The sequence below is a fragment of the Amycolatopsis sp. NPDC054798 genome (assembly GCF_053611505.1).
The window spans coordinates 26,256-52,263 of sequence record NZ_JBSHAM010000045.1; the positions used below are offsets into that span (position 1 = coordinate 26,256).

The following is a 26,008-nucleotide window of genomic DNA, read 5'->3' on the forward strand; positions in this document are numbered from 1 at the left end:
CATGAGCGGGGACGAAACCGGCGTCGTGATCGTCGACGCCGAACTGGCAGAAAAGGCAGCGCCGCTGGCGCAGCGGCTGGCCGCCGACGGCGCCGCTGCCAAGCTCGCCGCCAAGGACTCCACGCTGTGGGGTCCGGACGCCGAGTCCGAAGCGTCGATCCGATTGTCCTGGACGACGTTGCACAAGTCGTCGCGTCCGTTGATCGGGGAAATCGAAGCGCTGCGCACGGAACTGCGCAGCGAGGGCGTGGACCGCGTGGTGCTCGCCGGCATGGGCGGCTCGTCGCTCGCGCCGGAGGTCATCACCGCCACGGCCGGCGTCCCGCTCACGGTGCTCGACACGACCGACCCCGGCCAGGTGGCCGACGCGCTCGCGGGCGACCTCGAGCGCACGGTCATCGTGGTGTCGTCGAAGTCCGGCGGCACTGTCGAGACCGACAGCCACCGCCGGATTTTCGCCAAGGCGTTCGCGGACGCCGGGATCGACGCGGCGCGGCGCATCGTCGTCGTCACCGATCCCGGCTCCCCGTTCTCCGAACTGGCGGAGAAAGAGGGCTACCGCAAGACCTTCCTGGCCGACCCGCACGTCGGCGGCCGCTACTCCGCGCTGACCGCGTTCGGCCTCGTGCCGGCCGGTCTCGCGGGCGCGGACGTCGCGCGGCTGCTCGACCAGGCCGCCTCGGTGGCGGAAACGCTCGCCGAGGACGCGCCCGAGAACCCGGCCGTGCAGCTGGCGGCGGCTTGGGGCGCGGCGCACGAAGCGGGTGCGGAGAAGGTCGTGCTGGCCGACACCGGTTCCGGGATCAAGGGATTCCCGGACTGGGCGGAGCAGCTGATCGCCGAGTCCACCGGCAAGCTCGGCACCGGCCTGCTGCCGGTGGCCGTCGAGGGCCCGGACGCGCCCGGGTTCGCCGGCCACGGCAAGGACGCGACCGCGGTCGCGATCGGCGCCCCGGAAGGCGCGGCGCAGATCTCGGTGACCGGCCCGCTCGGCGCGCAGTTCCTGATGTGGGAGTTCGCGACCGCGCTCGTCGGACGGCTGATCGGGATCAACCCGTTCGACCAGCCGGACGTCGAAGCGGCCAAGAAGGCGGCTCGCGCGTTGCTGGACGACCCGGAGAAGCTGAAGGGCGGCGAGACACCGGCCACTGTGGACGGTGCGGTCGAAGTCTTTGGCAGCGAAGGGGTTTCCACCGACGGCAAGCTCGCCGACATCCTGCGCGCGTTCTTCGGTTCGGTGGCCGACGGCGGTTACATCGCCGTGCAGGCGTACCTCGACCGGCTGGACGACGCGTCGACTTCGTTGCTGCGCGCCGAAATCGCCAAGCGGACCGGCGTGCAGACCACGTTCGGCTGGGGCCCGCGGTTCCTGCACTCCACCGGGCAGTACCACAAGGGCGGCCACCAGAACGGCAGCTTCCTGCAGATCACCGGCGCGGTCGAGGACGACCTCGCGGTGCCGGACCGCCCGTACACGCTGGGCCAGCTCCAGCACGCGCAGGCGCTCGGCGACGGCCAGGTGCTCGCCGAGCACGGGCGTCCGGTGCTGCGGCTGCACCTGACCGACCGCGCCGCCGGGCTCGCGCAGCTCGTCCGGGCAGTGCAGGAGGCCGCTCAGTGACCTGGCGCAACCCGCTGCGGGATCCCCGCGACAAGCGGCTGCCGCGGATCGCCGGGCCGTCGAGCCTGGTGATCTTCGGCGTCACCGGCGACCTGGCGCGCAAGAAGCTGATGCCGGCCATCTACGACCTCGCGCACCGCGGGCTGCTGCCCGCCGGGTTCTCGCTGGTCGGTTTCGCCCGCCGGGACTGGGAGCACCAGGACTTCGGCGAGCTGGTGCACGATTCGGTGCGCGAGCACGCGCGGACGCCGTTCAAGGAGTCGGTGTGGAACCGGCTCGCCGAAGGAATCCGGTTCGTCCAGGGCACTTTCGACGACGACGAGGCGTTCGACCGGCTCGCGAAGACCGTGCGCGAACTGGACGAGGAACGCGGCACCGGCGGCAACACCGCGTTCTACCTGTCGATCCCGCCGGGCGCGTTCCCGGTGGTGACCAAGCAGCTGGCGCGTTCGGGCCTCGCGCAGGCCGACGAGAACACCTGGCGGCGCGTGGTCATCGAGAAGCCGTTCGGCCACGATCTCAAGAGCGCCAAGGAACTCAACGCGATCGTGAACGACGTCTTCCCCGAGGAGTCGGTGTTCCGCATCGACCACTACCTCGGCAAGGAGACGGTGCAGAACATCCTGGCGCTGCGGTTCGCGAACCAGCTGTTCGAGCCGATCTGGAACGCGAACTTCATCGACCACGTGCAGATCACCATGGCCGAGGACATCGGCCTCGGCGGCCGCGCGGGGTACTACGACGGGATCGGCGCCGCGCGCGACGTCATCCAGAACCACCTGCTGCAGCTGCTCGCCTTCACCGCGATGGACGAGCCGCTGTCGTTCGAGCCGAAGGCGCTGCGCTCGGAGAAAGCCAAGGTGCTGGCGGCGACCAAGCCGATGCTGCCGCTCGACCAGACCACCGCGCGCGGGCAGTACGCGGGCGGCTGGCAGGGCGGCACCAAGGTGCCGGGGCTGTTGCAGGAAGCCGGTTTCGCGAAGGATTCGACCACCGAGACGTACGCCGCGGTAACGCTGGAGGTGCAGAACCGCCGCTGGGCGGGCGTGCCGTTCTATCTGCGCACCGGCAAGCGCCTCGGCCGTCGCGTCACCGAGATCGCGGTCGTGTTCAAACGCGCGCCGCACCTGCCGTTCGACTCCACCTCCACCGAGGAGCTGGGGCAGAACGCGCTGGTCATCCGCGTGCAGCCGGACGAGGGCATCACGCTGCGGTTCGGTTCGAAGGTGCCGGGGACCACGATGGAGGTCCGCGACGTCACGATGGACTTCGGCTACGGCCACGCGTTCACCGAATCGTCGCCGGAGGCCTACGAACGGCTGATCCTGGACGTGCTGCTGGGCGAGCCGTCGCTGTTCCCGGTGAACGAGGAAGTCGAGCTGTCGTGGGAAATCCTCGACCCGGTGCTGTCGCACTGGGCGAAGCTCGGCACCGCTCCGGAGCAGTATCCGCCGGGCAGCTGGGGACCGAAGTCGGCTGACGAGATGCTGGAACGTACCGGCAGGCACTGGAGGCGTCCGTGATCATCGACCTGCCGTCGACCACGACGTCGGCGCTGAACAAGAAACTGGTGGAGATCCGCGAGCAGGGCGGCCAGGTCGCGCTCGGCCGGGTGCTGACGCTGGTGATCGTCGCGGACGACGACGCCAAGCTCGAGGAAGCCATCGAGGCCGCGAACGACGCCAGCCGCGAGCATCCGTCGCGGGTGATCGTCGTGGCGAAGGGCGCGCGCACGGCCGCGCCGCGCATAGACGGTCAGATCCGCGTCGGCGGCGACGCCGGCGCGAGCGAGGTCATCGTGCTGCGGCTGTACGGCCCGCTGGCCGCGCAGGGGCAGAGCGCCGTGGTGCCGCTGCTGCTGCCGGACGCGCCGATCGTCACCTGGTGGCCGGGTGCCGGGCCGAAGGCCCCCGCGGAGGACCCGCTCGGCCAGCTCGCGCAGCGCCGGATCACCGACTCCGCCGCGGAGAAGAACCCGATAAGGGCACTCACTACGCGCGCTAAGTCCTATGTGGAGGGTGACACCGACCTGGCGTGGACCCGGCTGACGCACTGGCGGGCGCAGCTGGTGTCGGCGCTGGACCTGCCGCCGTACGAGAAGATCACCGGCGCGACGGTGACCGGCGAGGCCGATTCGCCGTCCACCGAACTGCTCGCGGGCTGGCTCGCCGAGTACCTCAAGGCCCCGGTGCACCGGGTCAAAAGCTCGAGCGCGCAAGGCATCATCTCGGTGAAGCTGGAGCGGAAATCGGGCGCGGTGGAGCTGACGCGGCCGGACGGGCGGGTCGGCACGCTGACCCAGCCGGGACAGCCGACGCGGCGGATCGCGTTGCAGCGGCGCAGCAATCCGGAGTGCCTCGTGGAGGAACTGCGGCGGCTCGACCCGGACGAGGTGTACGAGGCGTCGCTGCACGGGCTGCACAAGATCGCGGCGTCCAACGGGTCCAAACCCGCTGCTGCCAAGGCTTCCGCTTCGGCCAAGCCCGCGGCTAAGCCCGCCGCGGCGGCTAAGCCGAAGGCGACCAGCCGCAAGACGGCGGAAAAGAGCGCCTCATGAGCCGGACCGAGGTTGTCGTCTACGAAAACGCGGACCTGCTGGCCGCGGCCGCCGCGGCCCGGCTGGTGACCCGGATCGTCGACGTGCAGGCGGCTCGCGGCGCGGCGTCGGTGGTGCTCACCGGCGGCGGCGCGGGCATCGCGGTGCTGCGCGAACTGCGGGAGTCGAGCGCGCGGGACGCGATCGACTGGTCGCGGCTGGACGTCTACTGGGGCGACGAGCGGTTCGTCCCGGCGGATTCGGACGAGCGCAACGAGAAGGGCGCGCGCGAAGCCCTGCTCGACCACGTGCCGCTGGCTCCGGAACGGGTGCACGCGATGGCCCCTTCGGACGGCGAATTCGGCGACGACGTCGACGCGGCGGCCGAGGCCTACGCGAAGGTGCTCTCCGACGCGGCGGGCCCCGGCGCGGACGTGCCGGAGTTCGACATCATGCTGCTGGGTCTCGGCGGCGAGGGCCACACGGCGTCGCTGTTCCCGGAAACCGCCGAGGTGCGCGAGACTCAGCGCTCGGTGGTGCCGGTCCGCGACTGCCCGAAACCTCCGCCGACGCGAGTGTCGCTCACGCTCCCGGCCATCCGCCGTGCCCGCGAGGTGTGGCTGATGACGGCGGGCACCGCCAAGGCGGACGCGGTCGCGCAGGCGCTGGCCGGTGCGCCGGAAACGCAGATCCCGGTCTCGGGCGCTCGCGGCTACCGGCGGACGCTGTGGCTCCTGGACCGCGAAGCGGCCGGGAAGCTGACGAAGGTGTATCAGCCGCCCGCTGAATAGAACGGTTTATCGGGAAAGGCTCCTCGCGCTTGGGCGCGGGGGGCCTTTTTCATTGTGGGGCAGGGAAAGCGGGCGGGCGCGGCTCGTGAGCGCGTAGCCCGGTTCTCACCGCGATACGCACTCACGACCCCTGCTCCCCCGCACTGGTCAGCAGCGTCGCGGTCGCCGCCAGGTGGGCGGTCAGCAACCCCGCCGCCTCCTCCGGATCCCGGCTCAGCGCCGCCCGTTCCAGCTCCTCGTGCTGGGCGAGCACGTCCTCCTCCGGCAGCCGGTACGCCGGGTGCACCGTCCAGCGCCGGGCCAGTTCGCTGGCCAGCCACATCCGGTCGAAATTCTCCAACAGCACCGCGTTCCCGCAGCCGTCGAGCAGCGTGCGGTGGAACAAGCGATGCGCTTCCGCCCAAGCCGCGGAGTAGTAGCTGCCCTCGGCCGGCACATACATCGGCGTCCGGCCGAGCCGGTGTCCCGCCGCGCGCACCCGCGCTTCCCACTCCAGGTCCCCGCGCGCGACCGACAGCCGCAGCATCGCGGGCTCGACCGTCTGGCGCGCCTCGACAATCTCCTGCCATCGCTGATCGGCGAGCGAGGGCACCGCGAACCCCCGGTTCGTCAGCCGTACCGCCAGCCCCTCCCCGACCAGCCGGACCAGCGCCTCGCGCACCACAGCGAGGCTGACCTCGTACCGAGCCGCCAGTTCCTGCGGTTTCAGCGCCTGTCCCGGCTCGACCTCGCCGCGCATGATCGCGTCGCGGACCTGGTCGTAGATCTGCTCGGACAGCATCTGCTTCATGCCCTCAGGATAGACGATCCGACAAATCATCGATTATTAGTGCTATCGTCGATGACGTACCGCTTCCAGTGAGAGGAACCCATGTCCGCCAACTCCCCGTTCGCGCGCCTTCCCGAGGTGCCGAGCTTCACCGTCACCAGCACGACCGTCGCCGACGGCGCGGCCTGGTCCGCCGAGCAGTTCTCCGGGATCTTCGGCGTGCCCGGCGGCAAAGACACGTCGCCACAGCTGTCCTGGTCTGGCGCACCCGAAGGCACGAAGAGCTACGCCGTCACGGTCTACGACGCCGACGCGCCGACCGGCTCCGGTTTCTGGCACTGGGCGGTCGCCGACATCCCGGCCACCGTCACTGATCTGCCGGAAGGCGCGGGCGACGACACCGGATCCGGCCTGCCCGACGGCGCGTTCCAGCTGCGCGGCGACGCTGGAGCAGCCCGCTTCATCGGCGCGGCCCCGCCCGCCGGACACGGCGAACACCGCTACTTCGTCGTCGTGCACGCCCTGGACGTCGAGTCGATCGGCGTCCCGGCCGACGCGACGCCCGCCGTCCTCGGGTTCACCATGTTCGGCCACGCGCTCGGCCGCGCGGCCCTCGTCGCGACCGCGGAAACGCCCGCGTAAAGCCCCAGCAAGGCCCCGTTCAGGCCGCCGCCTCGTGCTCGCCACGACGCGGCGGCCTTCGACTGCGCAGCGACACTTCCACCCACCCGCACGGGTGATGTCTCCCCTGAACGCGTGGTCCCGACCTGGGCGGCAAACGGAGTAAATGACACTCCGCCAAAAAGCGGCTCACCAGCATGTGGGAACCGCCGTATGGTGAACATAAGGTGATGTGATCGACACAAGGTGATGTTGACCGCGCCTCGTTCACCTTCTTGGAGCAGTTGTGGAGATTACAACACCACAAAAGCCACTCTGGGTGAAACTTACTGCCAACACACACATTCCCGTTAGCATCCGCACATTTGTTCACCACCGCGCGTCCCGATCGGGTGGCCGGAGCATCTCATCACTAAGTCCACAAGACGAATGGGGTCGCCGCGATGAGCACTGAGGGACTCTCGATTCCTGGCATCTCGATGAGCAGCTCCGCCGCGGGAGCAGCCCGGCGGGCCAGACGCGTCAACCTGACCGGCGCGTTCGCCGTGTTCCGGAAACCCCTCGCCGCGACGATCGCCGTCGAGGCGGTGGTCGTGCTGCTGGCGGTGCTCGACGTCTGGCTCGTCGTGCCGCCGAAAGCGCACCCCTATTCGCTCTACCTGTCGGCCGCCGCGTGCCTCGCGGTCGTGGTGCGGCGGCGGTTCCCGTTCCTCGCGGTGCTCGCCGCGGTGCCGGGATTCTTCGCCGGATGGGCGCAGCTGGCGTCGATGCTCAACCTGGGCATGCTCGCGACGCGGCGGCAGCTGCACTGGCAGACCTGGGTCGGCGCGGGATTGGTGTTCACCTGCCGGTTCGTGCGGTGGCCGCTGCCGGAGTTCGCGGAACTGAGCTGGCGCGAACACGTCCTGGACGGAATCTACGGCGTGCTGGTGGCCGGAATGCCGATCGCGATCGGCCTGCTGATCGGGGCGCGCGCAGAGATCTCGACAAAACTGCGCGAGCTGGCGAAGAGCCGCGACCGCGAACGCCGCTTCCACGCCGACGCCGTGCGCGCCGAGGAACGCGCGCGACTGGCCCGCGAGATGCACGACGTGGTGTCGCACCAGATCACGCTGATCGCCATGCAGGCCGGCGCACTGCAAGCACAAGCCAAGGACGGCCCGGCGCTGGAAACGGCGCAGGTCATCCGCCAGCTGTCGACGCGGACGCTGGAGGAACTGCGCTCGCTGGTGAGCGTGCTGCGCTCCGGTTCCGGCGACGACGGCCCGCGGCCCGGGATCGGAGAACTGGACCACCTGATCCGCGAGTGCGACGTGCCGGTGCAGCTGACTGTCGAGCAACTGCCGGACACTCTGCCGAGCCAGGTCTCCGCGGCGGCGTACCGGACGGTGCAGGAGTGCCTGACGAACGTCCACAAGCACGCTCCCGGCGCGACAGCCACGATCCGCATCCACGCGGCGAGCGGCGCGCTGGACATCGAGGTGGAGAACGCCCGCGCCTGCCGCGCAGGCGAAGCGTTCCCATCGGGCGGCCACGGACTCACTGGACTCGCCGAACGCGCCCGGCTGCTGGGCGGAAGCTTCGAAACGTCCGGCACAGAGGACGGCGGGTTCCGGGTGCGGGCGCGGTATCCGCTGGACCGCTGAGCTGCCCGGGGCTGGTTCAGGGCTGATTCTGGTCTGGTTCCGGTCTGGTTCGGACCTGTCGCGGAATTGGTCTGGACCGGTCAAGGATGCTGTTCTCGCCGCGTTTTCGGTCGGCCCGGTCTGGATCGGTGGCGGTCCAGACCATCGGAAAAGCCGGACCCGCGCCGGGTTCCGTCGAGCAGTTCCGCCGGATCGCTTTCGCCCGGGCTGGTTCCGCTGAGCCGCTCCCATCGGGCCGGTGCCACCTGGTCTGGTGCCACCAGACAGGCTCCGTCGAGCAGCTCCGCCAGACCGACTCTGCCGGGCCGCTCCCGCCGAGCCACTTCCGCCGGGCCACTCCCGCCGAGCCACTTTCGGTCGACCGGTTTCGCCAAGCCCCTTCTCGCCGAGCCGGTTCCGTCGAGTCAGTTCCGGCCGAGCGGTTTCACCAAGCCGCTTCCCCTCCGAACCGGTTCCGCCGTCTCACCGCCTCCACAGAGCCGCTTCCGCCAAGCCGATGTCGCCAAGCCGCTTCCCCGAAACCCGAACCCACCGCACGACGCCGGGACAAGCCGCTCCGCCCCGCATCGCCTCCGGGCAAGAACCGCCGGAGCCGCCACCTCGCAGCAACTTTCGCCCCGGACCACTGCCGAGATTGGTCTGGACCGGTCAAGACCCGCCCACCGCAAGAACTCCCCCACCCCGGACCGCACAACCTCCCGCGCAGAGGTCCAGACCTGTCTCCAGCAGGTCTGAACCACCCCGCCCACACACCGCCCCCGCTATCCGGCACAAGCGCGTCTCCGCCAAACTGAGCCGCCCCCGCAGAGGCCTGAACCCCAGCGAACCCCAACCACCCGGGAACTAAAAAACCACCGGCCCTCGCCCTCGACGGACGAAGAACCGGTGGTCCCGGAGAAACCGTGCCTCAGATCAATTCGCGGCGTTGGCGGAGGCGCTCGAGCGCTTCGGCGAGGATGGCCTCGCCGTCCGCGTCGCTGCGGCGTTCCTTCACGTAAGCCAGATGTGTCTTGTACGGCTCGGTACGAGGCGCGGCGGGCGGATTCTGCTCGTCCTGACCGCCCGGGAGCCCGCAGCGCGGGCAGTCCCATTCGTCGGGGATTTCCGCGTCCATCGCGAACGACGGGCGAGCTTCGTGCCCGTTCGCGCACCAATACGACACCCGGCGCCGTGGCGCCGATTCACCCCGCTCCGATTCGCCCGAAGGACCGGCACCCACGCGGGTGCCGCGAATCGCGTTACCGCCAACCATGAATCCTCACCCGTTGGAATCGGCGGCGCGCCCCCCAATAGGCACGCCGATCGCAAGTCCCCTTCCGGGGACCCGGTCATACCTTGAGCAGGAGGCCGAGACCCACGATGCTGATCAGCCAGATGGCACCGAGCAGCAGCGTGATCCGGTCGAGGTTCTTCTCGGCGACGCTGGACCCCGCGAGACTCGACTGCATCCCGCCGCCGAACAGGGACGACAGGCCGCCGCCCCGGCCGCGGTGCAGCAGCACTGCCACCACCAGCAGCACGCTGGAGGCGATCAACAGGATTTGCAGGAACAGCTTCATGTCATCCTCTGTGCTTGTCGGAGCATGCAGGGGTACGGCCGGACCCGCACAGTGTGCGGATCTTCACCGTACCCCTGGACTCGTCCACTGCTCTAGTGACGGACCGAACACACAGGCTACCCGGTAGTGCCCACGATCAGGGCAGCGGGCCACCGGCGGCGAGCGCGCAGAGCTTGGTGAACTCCTCGCCGTCCAGGCTCGCGCCGCCGACCAGCGCCCCGTCGATGTTGTCCGCGCCCACCAGCTCGGAGACGTTCCCGGACTTCACCGAGCCGCCGTAGAGCACCCGGACCGCGGTGGCGACCTCGTCGCCGTACTTCTCCGACAGCGTCCCGCGCAGGGATTTGCAGACCTCTTCGGCGTCGGCCGCGGTCGCGACCTTGCCGGTGCCGATGGCCCACACCGGCTCGTACGCGATCACGACGGCCTGCACCTGCTCGGCCTTGAGTCCCTTGAGACCCTCGACGAGCTGGTTGCGGGTGTGCTCGAGGTGCTCGCCCGCCTCGCGGATCTCGAGTTCCTCGCCCACGCACAGGATCGGCGTGATGCCGTGCTTGAGCGCGGCCTTGACCTTCTTGTTGACCAGCTCGTCGGTCTCGCCGTGGATCGCGCGCCGCTCCGAGTGCCCGACGGTGACGAAGCTGCAGCCCAGCTTCGCCAGCATCGGACCGGAGATGTCGCCGGTGAAGGCTCCCGAGTCCTGCGGCGACAGGTCCTGCGCGCCGTAGGCGAGCGGGAGCTTGTCGGCGTCGACCAGGGTCTGCACGCTGCGGATGTCGGTGAACGGCGGCAGCACGGCCACGTCCACCTTCGCGTAGTACTTCTCCGGCAGCGCGAAGGCGATCTTCTGCACCAGGGCGATGGCCTCGAGGTGGTTGAGGTTCATCTTCCAGTTGCCGGCCACCAGGGGCTTGCGTGCCACTTAGTTCTTCCCCTCCAGCGCCGCCACGCCGGGCAGCTCCTTGCCTTCCAGGTACTCCAGCGAGGCGCCGCCGCCGGTGGAGATGTGCGAGAAGCCGTCCTCGGGCAGGCCCAGCTGCCGCACCGCGGCGGCCGAATCGCCGCCGCCGACGACGGTGAACGCGTCGCTCTTGACGAGCGCCTCGGCCACCGCGCGGGTGCCGCCTGCGAACGCCTCGAATTCGAAGACGCCCATCGGGCCGTTCCAGAAGACGGTCGCCGCGTCGGCGAGCTTCTGCGCGAACAGCTCGGCGCTGCGCGGGCCGATGTCGAGGCCCATGCGGTCGGCCGGGATGGCGGTGACGTCGACGGCCTCGTGCGCCGCGTCGGCGGCGAACCCTTCAGCCGCGAGCACGTCGACCGGCAGCACCAGTTCGACGCCGCGCTTCTCCGCCTCGGCGAGGAAGCCCTTGACCTGGTCGAGCTGGTCCTCCTGCAGCAGGGAGTTGCCGACCTCGTAGCCCTTGGCCTTGAGGAACGTGTACGCCATGCCGCCGCCGATGAGCAGCCGGTCGACCTTGGTGAGCAGGTTCGCGATGACGCCGAGCTTGTCGGACACCTTCGAGCCGCCGAGCGCGACCACGTACGGCCGCTTGACGTCGTCGGTGAGCTTCTTCAGCACGTCCAGCTCGGCCAGCACGAGGCCGCCCGCGTAGGCCGGGAGCACCGCGGCGATCTCGTAGACCGAGGCCTGCTTGCGGTGCACGACGCCGAAGCCGTCGGAGACGAACGCCCCGCCCGGCGTCAGCGCGGCCAGCTCAGCCGCGAGCTCGGACCGGTCGACAGCGTCCTTGCTGGTCTCGCGCGCGTCGAAACGCACGTTCTCCAGCAGCACGACACCGCCGTCGGCCAGTCCGGCGACGAGCGCCTTGGCCGATTCGCCGACGAGGTCGCCGGCCAGCGGGACCTCGGAGCCGAGCAGTTCGCCCAGCCGCTTCGCGACGGGCGCGAGCGTGAACTTCGGGTCCGGCTCGCCCTTGGGGCGGCCGAGGTGCGCGGTGACGACGACCTTCGCGCCCGCGTCGGCGAGCTTCTTGATCGTCGGCAGCGCGGCGCGGACCCGGCCGTCGTCGGTGATGGCCGACCCGTCGAGCGGGACGTTCAGGTCGGAACGCACGAGTACGTACCGGCCCTGAACGCCCTCGCCCAGCAGGTCGTCGAGGTTCTTGACGCTCATCCGGTTCAGAGCTTCGAGCCGACGAGCTTGATCAGGTCGGCGAGGCGGTTGGAGTAGCCCCACTCGTTGTCGTACCAGCCGACGACCTTGACCTGGTTGCCGATCACCTTGGTGAGCGGCGAGTCGTAGATGCAGGACGCCGGGTCGGTGACGATGTCCGAGGACACGATCGGGTCGACCGAGTAGCGCAGGATGCCGGCCAGCGGGCCCTCGGCGGCGGCCTTGTACGCCTCGTTGATCTCGTCGACGGTGGCCGACTTCTTGAGGGTGACGGTGAGGTCGGTGGCCGAGCCGGTCGGGACCGGGACGCGCAGCGCGTAGCCGTCCAGCTTGCCGAGCAGCTCCGGCAGCACGAGGCCGATCGCCTTGGCCGCGCCGGTGGAGGCCGGGACGACGTTCAGGGCGGCGGCGCGGGCGCGGCGCAGGTCCTTGTGCGGGCCGTCCTGCAGGTTCTGGTCCTGCGTGTAGGCGTGGATCGTGGTCATCAGGCCCTGCTCGATGCCGAAGGCGTCGTTGAGGACCTTGGCCAGCGGGCCGAGGCAGTTGGTGGTGCAGGACGCGTTCGAGATGATCGTCTGCGAGCCGTCGTACTTGTCGTCGTTGACGCCGAGGACGACGGTCAGGTCCTCGCCCTTGGCGGGCGCGGAGATGATGACCTTCTTCGCGCCGCCGGCGATGTGCGCCTTGGCGGCGTCGGCGTTGGTGAAGAAGCCGGTCGACTCGACGACGACGTCCACGCCGAGGTCGCCCCAGGGCAGGTTGGCCGGGTCGCGCTCGGCGAGGGCCTTGATGGTCTTGCCGTCGACGACGATGCCCTCGTCGCTGACGCTGACCTCGCCCGGGAAGCGGCCGAGGATCGAGTCGTACTTGAGCAGGTGGGCCATGGTGGCGACGTCGCCGAGGTCGTTGAACGCGACGACCTCGATGTCGTGACCGCTCGCCTTCACGGCACGGAAGAAGTTGCGGCCGATCCGGCCGAAGCCGTTGACACCTACGCGAACGGTCACTGCTGCCACTCCTCTGGTGTTGATCACGGCGGCGGCGCACCGGCCGCCGACCGTTCGGTTGGACACTGCGGAAGTTTTCCGGGGCGCCCGCCCCGGACGACTCCTGCGACTTCCGGTTTCGGGCGCAACCCTAGCGTGCGGGCGCCATTGCCCCGGACTGCCCTGACGAGACTTCCACCACTGCCGGGGGGACGTCAAGAATCGATTAAGAACCCAGCTCAGCCGGGTGAGGACCGAAAACGGGGCGCGGGCTCCCGCGGCGGTTCGGGGCGGGGGCGGACCACTCGCTTGATCGGTCTTGGTGCCCCGGTTCACGCTGTCGGGACGGTTTCGCCGAGCGGCGCGGGGCGGGTGTCGGAGGCGGCGGGAGTTTGGCGGCTGCACGGCTCGGCGGTGAGGGGGACGGCGAGCACGGCGCGGGGTGCGGCTTCCGGCGAGAGCGGATTGCGGAGTGCGCCCGATGCAGCGGGTGCGGCAGGCGCGGGGTCTCGGCCTGACGAGCAGCGGCGGGCGAGGACAAACCGCGAGGGGCCGAGCGGCTTCGGAACCGGCGATGCGGGCGGTCTGGCCTCAGGACCGGCCGGGCCTGCCGAGGCGGGCTCTTTCACTCTGAGCGTGCTGGGCACGTCGCGTATGAGGCTGCCTCGGTGGTGACAGGCACAGGACGGCGGGAGCAGCCGACGAGGCGCGGCCGACAACCGCAAATCAACGCGGTGGCGCGGTGGCGCGGGCACGGCGAAACAAGGCCCTGTGACGCGGTGCGGCCGGGCAACGCAACGCACACGAGACGCCGCGAGGCAAGAACGCCGTGCAACGCAACCAGACGAGGTGAGGCAACAGCGCAGCGCGGCGGTGCAGCGAGACAGGGCGGCTTGGCGCGGTTCAGCCGCACAACACCGGCCGGGCGCGTGACAGCGATACAGCGTGACGGAAATCAGCGCCGGACGGCAGCGACCAGCGACCAGCGACCAGCGACCAGCGACCAGCGACCAGCGACCAGCGACCAGCGACCAGCGACCAGCGAGGTCCGTCTCGGTCCCGGCTTCCCCGGGCCGAACCGTCTCGCCCGCCGTGGCGCGGGCGACTCCCTGGCTTCCCGGTTCTCCTCCGCTAAGTTGATCTCCGCGCGCGTCAGCGATGCACCGGAAGGCGACCAGGGGAGGAATCGCGAAAATGCAACCAGGCGGAAATCCGCAACAGCACAACCCTCAGGGACAACCCCATTATTCCGGATATCCCGGACAGCCGCAAGGCGGATCTCCGGGATATCCGCAGCAACCGCCATCGCAGCCGCAATTCCCGCAAAATCCTCCCGGGCCCGGGACAGCGCAGCAATGGAATTCCGCTGGTCTTTCCTCTCAGCACGCCACGCCGGGCGGCGAGGAAACCGGCGGTCGCAAGGGCAAGAAGCCGCGGAAGAAGTGGAGTCTCAAGAAGAAGCTCCTGGTCTTCATCCCGTCCGGCATCGGACTGGGCCTGGCGGTGGCGTTCCTCTGCCTCGTCATCGTGGTCAACTGGACTCATATCACCGGGGTGCAGACTGTCACCGACGACGCGGCCGGTCTCGAGTACGAGGTCGGCGACGAGTGGACTCCCTTCTCCGCCCGGCTGACCATGGGCGGCGGCGAATGGAAGATGCTGCAGTACGGCATCGGCGAATGCCACGGCACCAAGAACGGGAAGCCGTCCCAGGCGGGGATCACCAAAGCGTCCATCTTCACCGCCGCGTATCCGGCCGGTGCCAGCAGCAGCAAAGACGAAGCCCTGAAAATTTTCCAGAAACTCATCCCTTCCGTCTACGAGATGAGCACCGGCTTCAAATTCCAAGAGGTCAACGACGCCGAACACGGGCAATGGGGCGAGGCGGACTTCGACGGGGTCCACGGGTACAAGTACTCCATCCGTCCTGCCCACCACGGCGTCGCCGACTGCGACGGCGGCGTCAACACGGACCCCGATTTCGACAACGGAATGGTCTTCGTGGCGCTTCCCTCGAAGGATTCCAGCGGGAAACCGGTGACTGCTGTCCTTTGCTACTACTTGATGGATCCGACCTTGAAGGTCGACGGATACGAAAATCTGACCCCGGCAGACAAGGACAAGATCCTGAAATCGTTCAAGGTGAACAAGTAGTCTTTCTTGCGGGCGGGCAGGCAGGATCAGTCCGCCCGCAAGAGACTCGCCCGGGTGCGCGACGGCAGGGTGTCAGGCACTTTGCTCGTCAGGCAGTCCGGCGGCCGAGCCGTTCGACAGCGCACATCTCCGGCACCACGAGGCGCTACGCAGACAACTCCTTCTCTGCCGGGGTCCGGAACTTCGGCACCACCCGCGCCTCCCCCAGCCACTCGCTCAACCGGGCGGCTTCGGCGTCCACCGCGGCGGTCTTTTCCGCTCCGATGTCCTCCAGCAGGCGGACCGCGATCTCTCCCGACGGGCGGTGGGCCCAGGCTCCGACGATCCGGCCGTCGCTCCAGACGGTCGGGCCGATGTTGCCGCTGCGGTCGAACAAGGCGGGACGGTGCGGGCCGACGTACCAGTCCCGGGACTGCCAGCCCATCGCGGTCGGGTCGAGGGCGGGGAGCAGGGCGACCCACGGGTCGGGAGCGGCTACCGGGGCCAGGTCGTCGGGCAGGGCGATCGCCGGTTCGCCGTCCAGGTCGATCTCGGCGGGGGCGACGGCGGTCAGCGCTTTTTTCGTTTGGCCCGCGGTCCAGCCGGTCCACCAGCGTAGGTCGGCGGCCGGGGCGGGGCCGAAGGCGTAGAGCCATCGCCGGGCCAGGGCGGCTCGGGCTTCGTCTTCGGGGATTGCTGGCCAGTCGGCAGCGCCGGGGTCGAGGCGGCCCACCGGGCCAGTGCCGGGGCTAGGGCGGCCACCGGCACCAGAGCTGGGAAAACCTGCCCCGGCAGCACTCCCGGACAGCCATTCGGCCAGCGGCGACCAGTGGTACTGCGTACTTTGCCAACTCCCCCGCGGGCGGCCGCGGACGATGTGGCCTTCCGCGGCCAGCTGGAACAGCACGCGGCTGGTGACGTTGCCGATCGATTCGTACGGCTTTCCCTTCGCCATCAGCAGTTGCTGCCGCAGCCGCGGTTCATCCTCCACCAACTGCTGGGCGGTCGCCGATCCTCTGGCGCGCAACGCTTTTTCGACGCTCGCCATCACGTCGTCCAGCCATTCGGCGGGATTAAGCACATTGTCCGGATGACCTTGGGTGGCCAACTGCTTTTCCAGGAGACGGCGTTGGCGGGCAGCAATGTCGTGCGAACACGCGGCTTGGACCAGAGCGGCGGTGGCGACGTCGGCAACAAAAACGGTCCGCCGCATGCCCAGGAGGCGCAAAAGGGTGCGGCGGGAGTACAGCGCGTCCTCGACATCGGCGACAGAAACCTCCCGCACGCGTGACCATGCGGACAGGTACACCGAAGCGGGATCGGTGGCGTGCAGCGCGACGACGCCGTCGACTGCTGTCGCGACGGTCGTCGCCCGTGCCGCGAGGTGGTGGCGGACGCCGAGGCGGGCCCGGCGCTGGGCGAGGGTCATCTTCACGACACGATTCCTACCAGGAGGGGCCGACAGAAAACGCGTTCCGGCTGGTCAAGTCGATCGCAACAGGGCTGCGCGCACGTGGTTCCGGAACCAGAGCTGAGCGGGGTCGGCGGCGGTCCGGGGGTGCCAGGCCAGGCCCAGTTCGATCGGCGGCAGGTCGAGCGGGATCGGGAAGGTCCGCAGGCCCAAAGCGGCCAGGAACGGGTCCAGCCAGCCGACGACGCCGATGGTCACCAGGTCGCTTTCGCTCGCTAGGACCAAAGCACTCGGGTGGCCGGGGACGACCACGGCGACCCGGCGGCGCAAACCCAGTTGCGCGAGGGCGGCGTCGATCGGGCCTTGTTGCTTGCCTCGGCGGGAGATGCCGATGTGTTCGGCGGCGGCGAAGCGGGCAGGATCCACTGGCGCGGCGAAGAGTGGATTCCCTTGCCGGGCAACGCCTAGCACTGTCGACAGTACCAACGGCTCGGTGCGGGTTTCCGGGTCGTGGTGACCGGCGGCGCCGATTTCGAGGTCTACCCGGCCGTCGCGCAGAGCACCACTGTCCTCTGTGGACTCTGGCAGGAAGATGACCTCGACGTGCGGAGCTTCGGCGCGGAGACGGGCTCAGGGCACCGGCCAGCGCGCTCACGACCAGGTCGGCGGCTTGGACGGTGAAGGTGCGGCGCAGGTCCGCGGGAGTGAAACCGGGGCCGGGGCCCAGGATGCGGTCGGCGCGGTGCACCAGGGCGGCGACTTCGTCCTTCAGTTCCAGGGCGCGTGGGGTCGGGACCAGGCCTTGGCCTGCGCGAACCAGCAGCGGGTCGCCGGCGGCGCGGCGCAGTTTGGCGAGCGTGCGGCTCACCGCGGCGGGCGAGCTGCCCAGTCTGGCCGCGGCGCGCGTGACGCTGCCTTCCTGCAGCAGCACGTCCAGCACACGCAAGAGGTTGAGGTCCATGCCGCTCCGAAAGGTTTGCGTCCAGCGGAACAATTCCGTGCCAATTCTTGCATCGACGCGCAATCCGCGGTCGCCCAGAGTGGATCAGGCAAGCCACGAGACCAGGAGAGACCCATGCAAGAAGCGATACTCGCGGTCGCCGGGGCGAAGGGGCCGGCGGTCGCCTTCTTCGACGTCGGTTCCGGGAAGCACCTCGGCACCGTCGAAGTGCCCGCGCAGCCGCACGACCTCTGCTACGACCCGGTCCACCGCCTCGTCTGGAGCGCGAGCGCGTACCGCCGCGGCGCTTATCACAGCCACGGCGAGCGGGCGACCGAACTGACCGCGATCGATCCGGATTCGCGCGAGATCCTGGAGGTCGTCGACCTCTCGCCGGATCACGCGCCGCACGGGCTGGCGATCGATCCGGTGCGCGGGCTGTTGTACGCGACCGTCGAGGCCGGCCCGGGGCGCGAAGGCGGCCTGGTGGTGGTCGACACCGCGACGCGGCGGCCGGTGCGGCATCTCGCGGCCGGTGCACCCGGGCCGCATTGGGTCACGATCAGCCCGGACGGACGGCGCGGGTTCGTGACCAACAAGGAAGCACCGTTCGTGTCCTTTGTGGACCTCGACAGCGGCGAGGTCGAGCGGATTTCCGTTCCGGGCAGCGAAGGGCTGGGGATTTCCCGGGACGGCAAGCGGCTCTATGTCGCGGCACCGTATCTGGAGAACGGCACCGAGCCGGTCCGGGCGGCGCCCGGGATCAGGGTGTTCGACGCGGTCACCGGATCGCTCGAAACCCTGATTCCGACGGAACGTCCGGTGCTGCCGATCCATTGCACGACGTCCGGCGAGGTGCTGGCCGCCGAACTGGGCGGACGGTTGCTGGCGTTTTCGGCTACCAGCAACGAAATGCTCGGGTCGATGGAACTCCAGACGGAGTTTCCGCTGGCCATTCTGTCCGATCCGGACGGCCGGGTCGCTTTCGTTTCCGGGGCGGGGTCGGCGGCGGTGGAGGTCATCGATCTCGAAACCCGCACCTTGGTATCCACTTTGGACACTGAGGCGGCCGAGGCGGCAGGCGGACACGGGCTGGCGTACGTGCCCGTCAGCTGACGGGTCTCGGCGCGCGGTGTGCCGTCCGGGGCAGACCGCGCGCCAGCCGGACCGTCAGGCGGGTTCTTCCGCGGGCAGTTCCGCGGGAGCGGTACGGCTGAACATCCGCGTCGCCGAAAGCCGCGCCACCCCGTCCGGGTCCCCGAGATCGTCGAGGGAGTTCCGGATCGTCGCGTCCACCGACAGGTACTTCCGCCCGGCCCGCAGGTCCGCGTCGTTGCGCAGCCGCACGATCAGCGGGAACTCCGCCAACGCGCCCGCGTCGAACAACCCCGTCGTGTAGATCAGCTGCACGCCCAGCGCCTCCGCCACCGCGCGCTGCAGTTCCAGCAGATACCCGGCCGACGCGCGGCCGATCGGGTTGTCCAGGAACAGCACGCCCGAATGCCGGTTCCGCGCCTTGCCCCGGTTGTTGGCGCGCAGAGCGGCCAGCGTGCAGTACAGGATGATCGCGGCGGTCAGCTGCTGGCCGCCGGAGAACACGTCGCGGATTTCCGACACCCGCTGGCGTTCGGTGCGCAGCACGGAATCCGGCTTGAGCATGTCGACCCGGTACCCCTTGGGCGCGGCCACGTGCACCCCGCGCAGCACCAGCGACAGCCCGTCGCGTTTCACGTCGCGGCCGTCGGCGGTCTTGCCCGCGGCCGCCTCGTCGACGACCTCGCCCAGTTTTTCCGCCAGCACATGGTCTTCCAGCTCGGTGAACCGGATCCGCAGGAACTCCTGCCCGGACCAGTCGCCAAGCCCGTCCGGCAGCCGCGACACCCGCTGCGCCGACCGCAAGGTGCGCAACGCGCCTTCGACCATGCCCTGCAGCCGCGTGATGATGCCGCCGCGATGGCGGTCGATCTGCGCGAGATCGTCGGTGAGCGTCCGCAGCCGGGGCCGCAGCGCCTCGCCCCATTCCGCCGCGTGCACGGGAAGCTGGTCCCGTTTAACGGAAATCACCTGCTGCCGCACCGGCGTGCTGAGCTTCTCGAACCGCTTTTCCGTCGCGTACTGCGCCAGCTGGTCCGCCGCCGCGCGCACCCGCCGGTCGCCGGAGTCGGCCGCCGACTGCGCGTCGTTCAGGACGGTGTTGAGCTGGTTGTACCGGGTCCGCGCGGACTCGACATCGCCGTCGTACGCGTCCGCGGGCTCCTCCGAACGCAAGTGTGCCAACGATTCCGCCAGCAACCCGAAGCCGGACGCCGATGCCTTGCCCGCGTCGAGCGTCGCCTCCGCGGCTGCTCGGCGCTCTTGCAGCTCTTCCCATTTCCGGGCCGCCGCGGACACTTCCAGCGAAGCAGCGTCGATCAGCTCAAGGCCGTGTTCGATGTCGCGCGGCCGCTCCGCAGGCGAAGCGACGCCGGTCTGCAACGGCAGGACGTCCAGCTCAGCGCGCCGCGTCGACACCTGGCCGATCGCCTCGGTGCGTTCCTCCTCCAGCGAGTCGACGACTCGCCGGGCCCGCGCCAACGCTGCCGCTCGCGTGGAAGAGTCCGAACCGTCCGGCGTCTCCAGCAACGCCGCCGCGCGCACCCGGACCTCTTCGTCCAGCGATTCCAGCGCCGAGGAAGCTGCGGCCTCAGCGGATTCCGCCTGTTCCAGCTCGGCCCGGAGATCGCTGCCGACCTCGACCTTCGCGTACGCCTCGGAGGCCGACGCGAAGGTGCGCCGCAACGCGTCCACCGGTTCCGAAGGCGCTTCGACGTCCTCCGGCAGCTCGGCCGCACCCGGTACCTCGGCCAGCTCGGACCGTGCGGTGGTGACGGTGCGGCGGTGGCCGTCGGCGGTCCGCTGCTCCTCCGCCGCCTGCTCACGCAATCGCGCCGCCCGGGCCGATGCTTCGGCCGCCGACGACTCCGCGCGTTCCGCGATTTCCGTTGCCCGCTCGACTTCTTCGGTCCATTCCGCGACGCGCGCGGCCCGAGTGGACAGTTCCCCGAGCCGACGCGCCTTCTCCTCGGCTTCGGCAGCAGCCGTCCGCAAGGCCGGGACCCGCTCGCGCAACGCAGCTGCTTTTTCGCTCAACCGGGCGAATTCCGCCTCGGCTTGCCCGAGCGCGGTCTGCGCGGTCTCCCGTGCGACGCGAGCGCTTTCGGCCTGCTCGGCGAGCGTCCCGATGGCACCGGCCGGATAGTCCTCACGCCAGGTGGTGAGCTTCCACGTCAATGCCCCGTCGGCTGCCAGCTTCTCCGACAGCTGCTCCAGCCGACGCTGACGTTCGGCGTGCCGTTGCGCCACGGCTTCCCGCTCGGTGTCGGCGGCTTCCTCGTCGTACATCGCCGGGTTCGGCGGCACGAGGAACTCGACGCCCGCAGCGGCCGGACCGTCCGATGCCTGGAACGCCTCGGTGGTCCCGACCGCGATCACCGCGCTCGGCAGCAGCCGCGAAGCCGCCAGCACCTCGCGCGCCCGCTCGACCTGCGCCGCGTCGTTCAGCAGCACCCCGGCGACGAGCTGCGGCATCCGCTCCAGCACTTCGTCACGTCGCACCGAGTCCAGTTTGGACAGATAACGCCAGCCCGACCACGCGGTGATCCCGGCCTGCTCCAACGCATCCAGCGCGGCTTGCACGTCCTCGGGCGGCGGCAGCAGCCCGCCCGACCCCAGCGCGGCCAGCGCCCGTTCGTCGGCCGACTCTTCCATCCGCAGCGCGGTCTGTTCCTTCTCCACCGCCGCGCTCGCGTCGCGCAAACGCTGCAGCAGCACCGGAAGATCGCTCTCCAGCTTGACGTCGTCCGCGCCGAGCAGCTCCATCAGCCGCGGTTCCGCGGCCAGCGCGTCGGTCCGCCGGTGCGCCCGCTCAAGATCCTCAGCCGCGCGCACCAGGCGGTCCTGAGTGGACCCGGCGAGCTGATGCGCCTCGTTGACCGAGCGCTGCGCCGCTTGCAGATCCTCGCCGACCCGGTCGAGTTCCTGTTCCCGGCGAACGGATTCCGCCGCCGCGGCCTCGGCTTCCGCCCGTGCAGACCGCGCCGCTTCCGCGACATCCGCACCGGACGGCAACAGTCCACTGCGGACGGACTCCGCGATTTCCTCGCGCAGCTCAGCGATCCGCGACGACAGCCCGCGCGCCTCAGCTCGACGTCCAGCAGCCAGATTCGCCGCCTCGTCGCGGTCGGTCTGCGCCTTCTCGGCTTCGGCACGCAATGCGTCCGCGTGCGCCTCGGCTTTGTCCGCCTGGCGCTGCGCGTCACGCGCCAGCGAAAGCAAACCACGCCCCAGCGCGACGGCCGCCGCATCTCGCGCGGCCAGCGCCGGCTTCGCCTTTTCCTCGCGGTTTCCGACCAGCTCGCGCAGGTCTTTCGCCTTGCGCGCGGCGTTCAACCGGTTCAGCACGGTCGCGGTTTCGCGCCACGCTTCCGCTTGCGTCTTCGCTTCGGCCAGCTCGCCGTCCACGCGCTCGCGTTCGATCTGCGCTTCTTCCAGGCGCAGCACCGCGACCAGCCGACGCAGCTCGGTGACGCCCGCGGTCAGCCGCCGATGGTCGCCCTCGGCGAGCTTTTCGGCGGTCCGCACCTCTTCGACGTGCTCCTCCAGCCCGGACAGCCGCGCGTTCTCCAGCTCGTTGCGCGCGTGGATCCGCCCGGCCAGCTCGCTGAGGTCCTCCCGCGCCGATTCGGCGATCCGCCGGGACGCCGCGGCCACGCCTTCCTCCTCGGCCAGCGGCCCGAGCAGTTCCAGCGCGCCCTCGACGAACTCCTTCTCCGCCATCAGATCGCCGCGTTGCGCGAGGTTGTTCGCGTACGTCGACACGACCTCGGCGAGGTCCTTCGGCTCGTCCTCGGACAGCACCGCGCGCAGCAGGAACTCCACGAACGCCTCGTCGGTGGAGAACTGGAACGCGTCCGCCGCCTCGCCCTCGCCCGCGTTCATCGCGCGCTGGTAGCGGAACAGCTCGGTGTCCAGGCCGAGCTGGTCGAGCCGCCCGGTCCACTCGTGGTGGCGGCGCGTCCAGAACAGCTCCAGCTCCGGTTCGGCCATCGCCGCACCGGCGATCCGGTCGTGGAAGCCGGACATGGTGAGCAGGCGGCCGTCTTCGGTCAGCGGCAGCGAATCGAGGCCGACCTCGGCGGTCGGGCGGAAGCAGTACCAGGAGTCGACCAGGTTCTCCGAGTCCGCGGACGTCACGTGCCCGCGCCACTCCGACACCTTGCCGGTGATCACCCGCTGCCCGGTCTCGACGTGCAGCCACTCCAGCACCACGTGCGCGACGTCCTTGGCCGTCACGAACTTCTCCAGCACCTTCGTGCTCGTGGTGCCGACGACCTGGCGCCGCCCGGGCAGCATCACCGAGAAGATCAGCTTGATCAGCACCGATTTGCCGCCGCCGTTCTCCAGGAACAGCACGCTGGCCGGCGACGGGCGGCGCACCGGGCCGCCGGCGTGGATGCCCGCGGAGAACAGCGCGTCCTGCTTCGGCGCGGTGATCGTGGCCCCGACGCCGCTGAAGTCCAGCACCACGTCCTGGTACCGGGCGCCCGCCGGGCCCACCGAATGCAGGCGGACCCGCGAAAGCTCGTACATCCGTTTCCCCTCTACCGCGCCTGATCCGCCCGCTGGTCCGTGAAGGGAACCTTCACGGACTCTGATTCCCCCACGGACCTTGATTCCCTCACTGCAGCGTGTCCGAGGCGGTCGCGCGCAGCGTGCCCCCAGCACCGGCGACCGCGACGACGTCGAGCGCGAGCAGGTCGTCGAACGCGGCGTCCGCGGCCAGCTCGCGCACCTGGATCTGATATCGCGGCGTCGTGCGGTAAGTGCCGCCCTGCTCGTCGCTCACCTGCACCAAAAAGCCTTGATCAGCAAGGAACCGCAGCGCCCGCGACACCATGCCGCGCGTGGTGTCGGCCGCCATCCGGCCGTCCTTCGTCGCCGCTGCGGCTGGACGGCGGGCGTACGCGCGCCATGCCTGCTCCAGCTCCGGCGCGTCCGCGAGCGGGTCGTTGTTCGCCTCGGCCAGCTGCGCCCGCTCGTCGAGCACACGCGCCGCTTCGCGGACCATCGCGTCGACCTGCTCGACGCTCACGCGGCCGATGTAGGTGTCGTTGGCCAGGTCGTCCGGCCGCGGGTAGCCGAGCGCGGCCGTCGCGAGGTGGATCAGGCCGTGCAGCACCTTTTCCGTCTCGCGCCGCTCGCGGATTTTGGCCTGCCGCGCGTAGCTGTCCATCTTGATCTCGAAGACGGACTCGTCGGTCGCCGCGAGCACGCAGCCGGCCTGCTGCGTCACCTCCAGCACCATCAGCCCGAGCCCGGACGCGACCGCGTGGGTGAGCGCCTTGAACGCGTTGTCCTCGCCGTAACGGCGCACCAGCTCGCCGTACACGACGTCGCGGGCGGGCAGCTGCTTCGGGCGCATCCCGAACGCGACGAGGCGCGCGGCGGCCTCGGCGTCGACGCTCGTGTGCGTCACCGGCATCAGGCGACCTCCTCGGTCTCGTCGTGACCTGCCGCAAAGCGCCCCAATGTGGCATTCGGTGCGTCAGACGCACCCAATGTGGCATTCGGTGCGTGGGATGCACCCAATGCCACATTGGGGCGGTTTGGTCGCCTCGGGGAAACAAGCATCAGGCGACCTCCTCGGTCTCGTCGTCCGCTCGTTCGACCTCCGCGGTGGACAGCAGCAGATCTGCCCCGCCGAAATCCGGGTCGTCGAGCAGGGTGCCGTCGTCGACGGCGAGCAGCACGTGGCGTTCCCCCTGCCGGCGCGCCGCGCCGACCTCGGGACTGTAAGCGTGCAGCGCACGCAGCGCGACCAGAGACGCCAGGTTCGGCTGCCCGGAGCGGCGCGCGTCCTCCAGCAGCCCGGACAGCCGGCGCGGCACGTCGGGCAGGTCGAGCAGTTCGTCGGCGAGACGCCACACGTCGTCGCCGAAGCGGTCGGTCACCTCGGCGGGCACCAGCTCCGGCTCCGGCACCTCGCCGACCAGCTGGTCGCGTTCCGGGGCGGGCCGCAGCAGCAGCGACACCAGCGAGGACAGCGACGGCACGACCGGCGTCGTGATGCCGGCGACGGCGTGGAAGAAGTGCTCGGCGGGCGCGGTGGCGTCGGCGAGCGGCAGCCCGAGCGTCGGCATCAGGAGCTGGCCGAACAGGTCGATCGTCGCCCGCTGCGGCGGTCCGGAGAACTGCTGGCGGTCCTGTTCGGCGCGGAAGACCGCACCGGCGTCGGCCAGCCGCGACTGGAGCCGGGTGTGCCGCCGGATGCAGTCGGCGACGATGTCGACCAGCTCGGCCGCGCGGCGCTTGTGGTCGGCGTCCTCCGACTCGTCCCGCGCGGTGGTGATGTTCTTCAGGATCGCGTTCTCCGCGCGGAAGCGGGACTCGATGTGCCCGAGCGCCGATTCGATCAGCTCCGGCACCTCGCTCTCCCAGTCGACCGCGCGCACGTCGCGGCGAGTGGCGTCGAGCTTCGCGCGCAGCGTCTCGCCGTACTGCACCGTGCGGTAGCGGGCCTGCTCCGCGGCGAGCTTCGCGTCGGCGAGGCGGCCGCGGTTGATCAGGTTCTCCAGCTTCACCTCGGCCGCGATCTGCGCCGACTCGACGTCGGTGTCCAGCGCGCCGACCAGCACGTTGATCGCCTCGTCGGTCGCGCGCAGATAGACCTCGCCGTCCGGGGCGGCCAGCTCGACCAGGAGCTTGAAGTCGAACTGGCGGCGCTGGTAGCCGCCGGGGCCGAGCGAGCCGTACACGCGCCGGAAGCCGCGGTCGGTGGTGCCGACGTTGATCAGGTTGTCCAGCACCCATTTGGCGACGCGCACGTGCTCGTCCGGCATCCGCGAGGGCGCCTGCAGCGAGATGAACGGCAGCAGCCGGTCGATCACCTGGTCGTGCCCGGCCCCGGTGTCGAAGTCCATCGCGATGGTGACCTGGTCGATCGTGTGCAGCGCGATCTCGGCCATCTGGTAGACCGTGGCGTCGGCCCAGTCGAGCTTCGCCTTGCGCGCGTCGAGGTCGTGCAACGGCGCGGTGCAGGCGAGCGCCTTCAGCCGGCGGGTCAGCCCCTCGTCGGCGAGCCCCGCGGCGCCCATCTCGTCGTATCGCACAGCAGGTCAGGCTAGTCGGCCTGCCCGAGCGCCCGCACACGCGGACGGCTAGCGTGGCGGGCATGCGGGAGATGACCAGGGCGGAGTGGTGGAAGTTCGCGAGCGAGGGCACGCGGACCGGGATGCTGGGGATCGTGCGGGCCAACGGGGCCCCGGTCGTCACGCCGGTGTGGTTCCTGCTGAACGAGGGGCCCCGCGGCGACGAACTGATCTTCACCACCGGCACCGACACGCTCAAAGGCAAGGCCCTGCGCCGCGACGCGCGGATCTCGCTCGCGGTGGACGACCAGCGGCCGCCGTTCTCGTACGTCCAGTTCACCGCCGAGGCGGAACTGCACCACGACCTCGGCGAAATGCTGGAGTGGGCGACCCGGCTCGGCGCGCGGTACATGGGCGAGGAGAACGGCCCGGCCTACGGCGAGCGCAACGCCGTCCCCGAAGAATCCCTCGTCCGGGCGAGGATCACGAAGGTGATCGCGCGGGCGGACATCGCCGGCTTCTGAGCCCGGTTCCTTTTAGGCATTACGCTCCGCGGCGCCCGCTGCGGAGCGTAATGCCGCGATCGCCCTATTGACACCGCACCTGCCGAGGGTGTGTGATCTGTCCCGATAAATAGGAAACTTTCCTAACGAAGACCTCGCTGGACAACGAACACCTCCCCGCCGCCGCCCCGATCCCCCTCACGCAGGAGGCCCCCGTGGCACGACGCTC

Annotated in this window: 20 protein-coding genes and 1 pseudogene; 9 read left to right on the top strand and 12 right to left on the bottom strand. The window is 70.0% G+C overall.

What is annotated here, in order from left to right; genetic code table 11:
• Position 1: 1 nt before the first annotated feature.
• From ACWGIC_RS25820 to pgl, 4 genes are read left to right on the top strand one after another with little or no spacing between them, the layout of a single operon-like run.
• Positions 2 to 1,621: a glucose-6-phosphate isomerase gene (locus ACWGIC_RS25820; RefSeq protein ID WP_452078505.1), complete on the top strand. Its 1,620-nt coding sequence runs from the start codon at positions 2 to 4 to the stop codon at positions 1,619 to 1,621.
• Positions 1,618 to 3,144 (top strand): glucose-6-phosphate dehydrogenase, encoded by a 1,527-nt coding sequence (gene zwf / locus ACWGIC_RS25825; RefSeq protein WP_452078506.1) that lies wholly within the window; start codon positions 1,618 to 1,620, stop codon positions 3,142 to 3,144. Before ACWGIC_RS25820 ends, zwf begins: the two co-directional genes overlap by 4 nt.
• On the top strand, positions 3,141 to 4,178 hold the full coding sequence (opcA, locus tag ACWGIC_RS25830) for a glucose-6-phosphate dehydrogenase assembly protein OpcA (RefSeq protein WP_452078507.1): 1,038 nt from the start codon (positions 3,141 to 3,143) through the stop codon (positions 4,176 to 4,178). The genes zwf and opcA overlap by 4 nt, the downstream gene beginning before the upstream one ends.
• Positions 4,175 to 4,948 carry a 6-phosphogluconolactonase gene (gene pgl, locus ACWGIC_RS25835; RefSeq protein WP_452078508.1) on the top strand — a complete coding sequence of 258 codons (774 nt, stop codon included), beginning with the start codon at positions 4,175 to 4,177 and terminating at the stop codon, positions 4,946 to 4,948. The genes opcA and pgl overlap by 4 nt, the downstream gene beginning before the upstream one ends.
• 121 nt (positions 4,949 to 5,069) lie before the next feature.
• Here the strand turns inward: pgl and ACWGIC_RS25840 are convergent, their stop codons facing one another.
• Positions 5,070 to 5,729 carry a GntR family transcriptional regulator gene (locus ACWGIC_RS25840; protein WP_452078532.1) on the bottom strand — a complete coding sequence of 220 codons (660 nt, stop codon included), beginning with the start codon at positions 5,727 to 5,729 and terminating at the stop codon, positions 5,070 to 5,072.
• 90 nt (positions 5,730 to 5,819) lie between these two features.
• On the opposite strand from ACWGIC_RS25840, the gene ACWGIC_RS25845 reads away from it, so the two are divergent.
• Entirely contained in the window at positions 5,820 to 6,359 is a 540-nt protein-coding gene (locus ACWGIC_RS25845) for a YbhB/YbcL family Raf kinase inhibitor-like protein (RefSeq protein WP_452078509.1), read from the top strand.
• A 422-nt stretch (positions 6,360 to 6,781) separates the two neighbouring features.
• Positions 6,782 to 7,984: a sensor histidine kinase gene (locus tag ACWGIC_RS25850; RefSeq protein ID WP_452078510.1), complete on the top strand. Its 1,203-nt coding sequence runs from the start codon at positions 6,782 to 6,784 to the stop codon at positions 7,982 to 7,984.
• Positions 7,985 to 8,891: 907 nt separating this feature from the next.
• Here ACWGIC_RS25850 and ACWGIC_RS25855 read toward each other — a convergent pair.
• The 5 genes from ACWGIC_RS25855 to gap form a co-directional block, all read right to left on the bottom strand.
• On the bottom strand, positions 8,892 to 9,236 hold the full coding sequence (locus tag ACWGIC_RS25855) for an RNA polymerase-binding protein RbpA (RefSeq protein WP_009075886.1): 345 nt from the start codon (positions 9,234 to 9,236) through the stop codon (positions 8,892 to 8,894).
• A 76-nt stretch (positions 9,237 to 9,312) separates the two neighbouring features.
• Positions 9,313 to 9,543 (bottom strand): preprotein translocase subunit SecG, encoded by a 231-nt coding sequence (secG, locus tag ACWGIC_RS25860; protein ID WP_033292761.1) that lies wholly within the window; start codon positions 9,541 to 9,543, stop codon positions 9,313 to 9,315.
• Between the two features lie 136 nt (positions 9,544 to 9,679).
• Positions 9,680 to 10,465: a triose-phosphate isomerase gene (gene tpiA / locus ACWGIC_RS25865; protein WP_452078511.1), complete on the bottom strand. Its 786-nt coding sequence runs from the start codon at positions 10,463 to 10,465 to the stop codon at positions 9,680 to 9,682.
• A complete protein-coding gene (locus ACWGIC_RS25870; RefSeq protein WP_452078512.1) occupies positions 10,466 to 11,680 on the bottom strand; it encodes a phosphoglycerate kinase in 1,215 nt (404 codons plus the stop codon).
• A 5-nt stretch (positions 11,681 to 11,685) separates the two neighbouring features.
• Positions 11,686 to 12,687, bottom strand: coding sequence for a type I glyceraldehyde-3-phosphate dehydrogenase (gap, locus tag ACWGIC_RS25875; protein ID WP_020658150.1), 1,002 nt, complete (start codon positions 12,685 to 12,687; stop codon positions 11,686 to 11,688).
• Positions 12,688 to 13,860: 1,173 nt separating this feature from the next.
• On the opposite strand from gap, the gene ACWGIC_RS25880 reads away from it, so the two are divergent.
• Positions 13,861 to 14,820, top strand: coding sequence for a hypothetical protein (locus ACWGIC_RS25880; protein ID WP_452078513.1), 960 nt, complete (start codon positions 13,861 to 13,863; stop codon positions 14,818 to 14,820).
• Between the two features lie 145 nt (positions 14,821 to 14,965).
• On the opposite strand, the gene ACWGIC_RS25885 is transcribed toward ACWGIC_RS25880, so the two are convergent.
• The 3 genes and pseudogenes from ACWGIC_RS25885 to ACWGIC_RS25895 form a co-directional block, all read right to left on the bottom strand.
• Entirely contained in the window at positions 14,966 to 16,228 is a 1,263-nt protein-coding gene (locus tag ACWGIC_RS25885; protein ID WP_452078533.1) for a winged helix DNA-binding domain-containing protein, read from the bottom strand.
• 54 nt (positions 16,229 to 16,282) lie between these two features.
• Entirely contained in the window at positions 16,283 to 16,804 is a 522-nt protein-coding gene (locus ACWGIC_RS25890) for a LysR substrate-binding domain-containing protein (protein WP_452078534.1), read from the bottom strand.
• 244 nt (positions 16,805 to 17,048) lie between these two features.
• A pseudogene (locus ACWGIC_RS25895) lies at positions 17,049 to 17,171 on the bottom strand (LysR family transcriptional regulator); the annotation flags it as partial.
• 114 nt (positions 17,172 to 17,285) lie between these two features.
• Here ACWGIC_RS25895 and ACWGIC_RS25900 point away from each other — a divergent pair.
• Positions 17,286 to 18,266 (top strand): YncE family protein, encoded by a 981-nt coding sequence (locus tag ACWGIC_RS25900; protein WP_452078514.1) that lies wholly within the window; start codon positions 17,286 to 17,288, stop codon positions 18,264 to 18,266.
• Positions 18,267 to 18,320: 54 nt separating this feature from the next.
• Here the strand turns inward: ACWGIC_RS25900 and ACWGIC_RS25905 are convergent, their stop codons facing one another.
• The 3 genes from ACWGIC_RS25905 to ACWGIC_RS25915 all read right to left on the bottom strand — a co-directional run bounded on the left by ACWGIC_RS25905 (position 18,321) and on the right by ACWGIC_RS25915 (position 25,282).
• Positions 18,321 to 22,778, bottom strand: a complete 4,458-nt coding sequence (locus ACWGIC_RS25905; protein WP_452078515.1) for a hypothetical protein — start codon at positions 22,776 to 22,778, stop codon at positions 18,321 to 18,323.
• Positions 22,779 to 22,866: 88 nt separating this feature from the next.
• Complete coding sequence (locus ACWGIC_RS25910; protein ID WP_037814632.1) at positions 22,867 to 23,670, bottom strand: hypothetical protein; 804 nt, start codon at positions 23,668 to 23,670, stop codon at positions 22,867 to 22,869.
• A 148-nt stretch (positions 23,671 to 23,818) separates the two neighbouring features.
• Positions 23,819 to 25,282 carry a hypothetical protein gene (locus tag ACWGIC_RS25915; protein WP_093574332.1) on the bottom strand — a complete coding sequence of 488 codons (1,464 nt, stop codon included), beginning with the start codon at positions 25,280 to 25,282 and terminating at the stop codon, positions 23,819 to 23,821.
• A gap of 77 nt (positions 25,283 to 25,359) precedes the next feature.
• On the opposite strand from ACWGIC_RS25915, the gene ACWGIC_RS25920 reads away from it, so the two are divergent.
• Positions 25,360 to 25,800 carry a PPOX class F420-dependent oxidoreductase gene (locus ACWGIC_RS25920; RefSeq protein ID WP_452078516.1) on the top strand — a complete coding sequence of 147 codons (441 nt, stop codon included), beginning with the start codon at positions 25,360 to 25,362 and terminating at the stop codon, positions 25,798 to 25,800.
• The last annotated feature ends 208 nt before the right edge of the window (positions 25,801 to 26,008 follow it).

Bases quoted from the DNA above. Each gene is read 5' to 3' on its own strand.
- ACWGIC_RS25885 (WP_452078533.1), bottom strand. From the start codon at position 16,228: ATGACCCTCGCCCAGCGCCGGGCCCGCCTCGGCGTCCGCCACCACCTC.
- secG (WP_033292761.1), bottom strand. From the start codon at position 9,543: ATGAAGCTGTTCCTGCAAATCCTGTTGATCGCCTCCAGCGTGCTGCTG.
- ACWGIC_RS25900 (WP_452078514.1), top strand. From the start codon at position 17,286: ATGCAAGAAGCGATACTCGCGGTCGCCGGGGCGAAGGGGCCGGCGGTC.
- ACWGIC_RS25870 (WP_452078512.1), bottom strand. From the start codon at position 11,680: ATGAGCGTCAAGAACCTCGACGACCTGCTGGGCGAGGGCGTTCAGGGC.
- ACWGIC_RS25910 (WP_037814632.1), bottom strand. From the start codon at position 23,670: ATGCCGGTGACGCACACGAGCGTCGACGCCGAGGCCGCCGCGCGCCTC.
- ACWGIC_RS25820 (WP_452078505.1), top strand. From the start codon at position 2: ATGAGCGGGGACGAAACCGGCGTCGTGATCGTCGACGCCGAACTGGCA.
- pgl (WP_452078508.1), top strand. From the start codon at position 4,175: ATGAGCCGGACCGAGGTTGTCGTCTACGAAAACGCGGACCTGCTGGCC.
- ACWGIC_RS25880 (WP_452078513.1), top strand. From the start codon at position 13,861: ATGCAACCAGGCGGAAATCCGCAACAGCACAACCCTCAGGGACAACCC.
- ACWGIC_RS25905 (WP_452078515.1), bottom strand. From the start codon at position 22,778: ATGTACGAGCTTTCGCGGGTCCGCCTGCATTCGGTGGGCCCGGCGGGC.
- ACWGIC_RS25915 (WP_093574332.1), bottom strand. From the start codon at position 25,282: ATGGGCGCCGCGGGGCTCGCCGACGAGGGGCTGACCCGCCGGCTGAAG.
- ACWGIC_RS25840 (WP_452078532.1), bottom strand. From the start codon at position 5,729: ATGCTGTCCGAGCAGATCTACGACCAGGTCCGCGACGCGATCATGCGC.
- ACWGIC_RS25920 (WP_452078516.1), top strand. From the start codon at position 25,360: ATGCGGGAGATGACCAGGGCGGAGTGGTGGAAGTTCGCGAGCGAGGGC.
- ACWGIC_RS25855 (WP_009075886.1), bottom strand. From the start codon at position 9,236: ATGGTTGGCGGTAACGCGATTCGCGGCACCCGCGTGGGTGCCGGTCCT.
- ACWGIC_RS25845 (WP_452078509.1), top strand. From the start codon at position 5,820: ATGTCCGCCAACTCCCCGTTCGCGCGCCTTCCCGAGGTGCCGAGCTTC.
- ACWGIC_RS25850 (WP_452078510.1), top strand. From the start codon at position 6,782: ATGAGCACTGAGGGACTCTCGATTCCTGGCATCTCGATGAGCAGCTCC.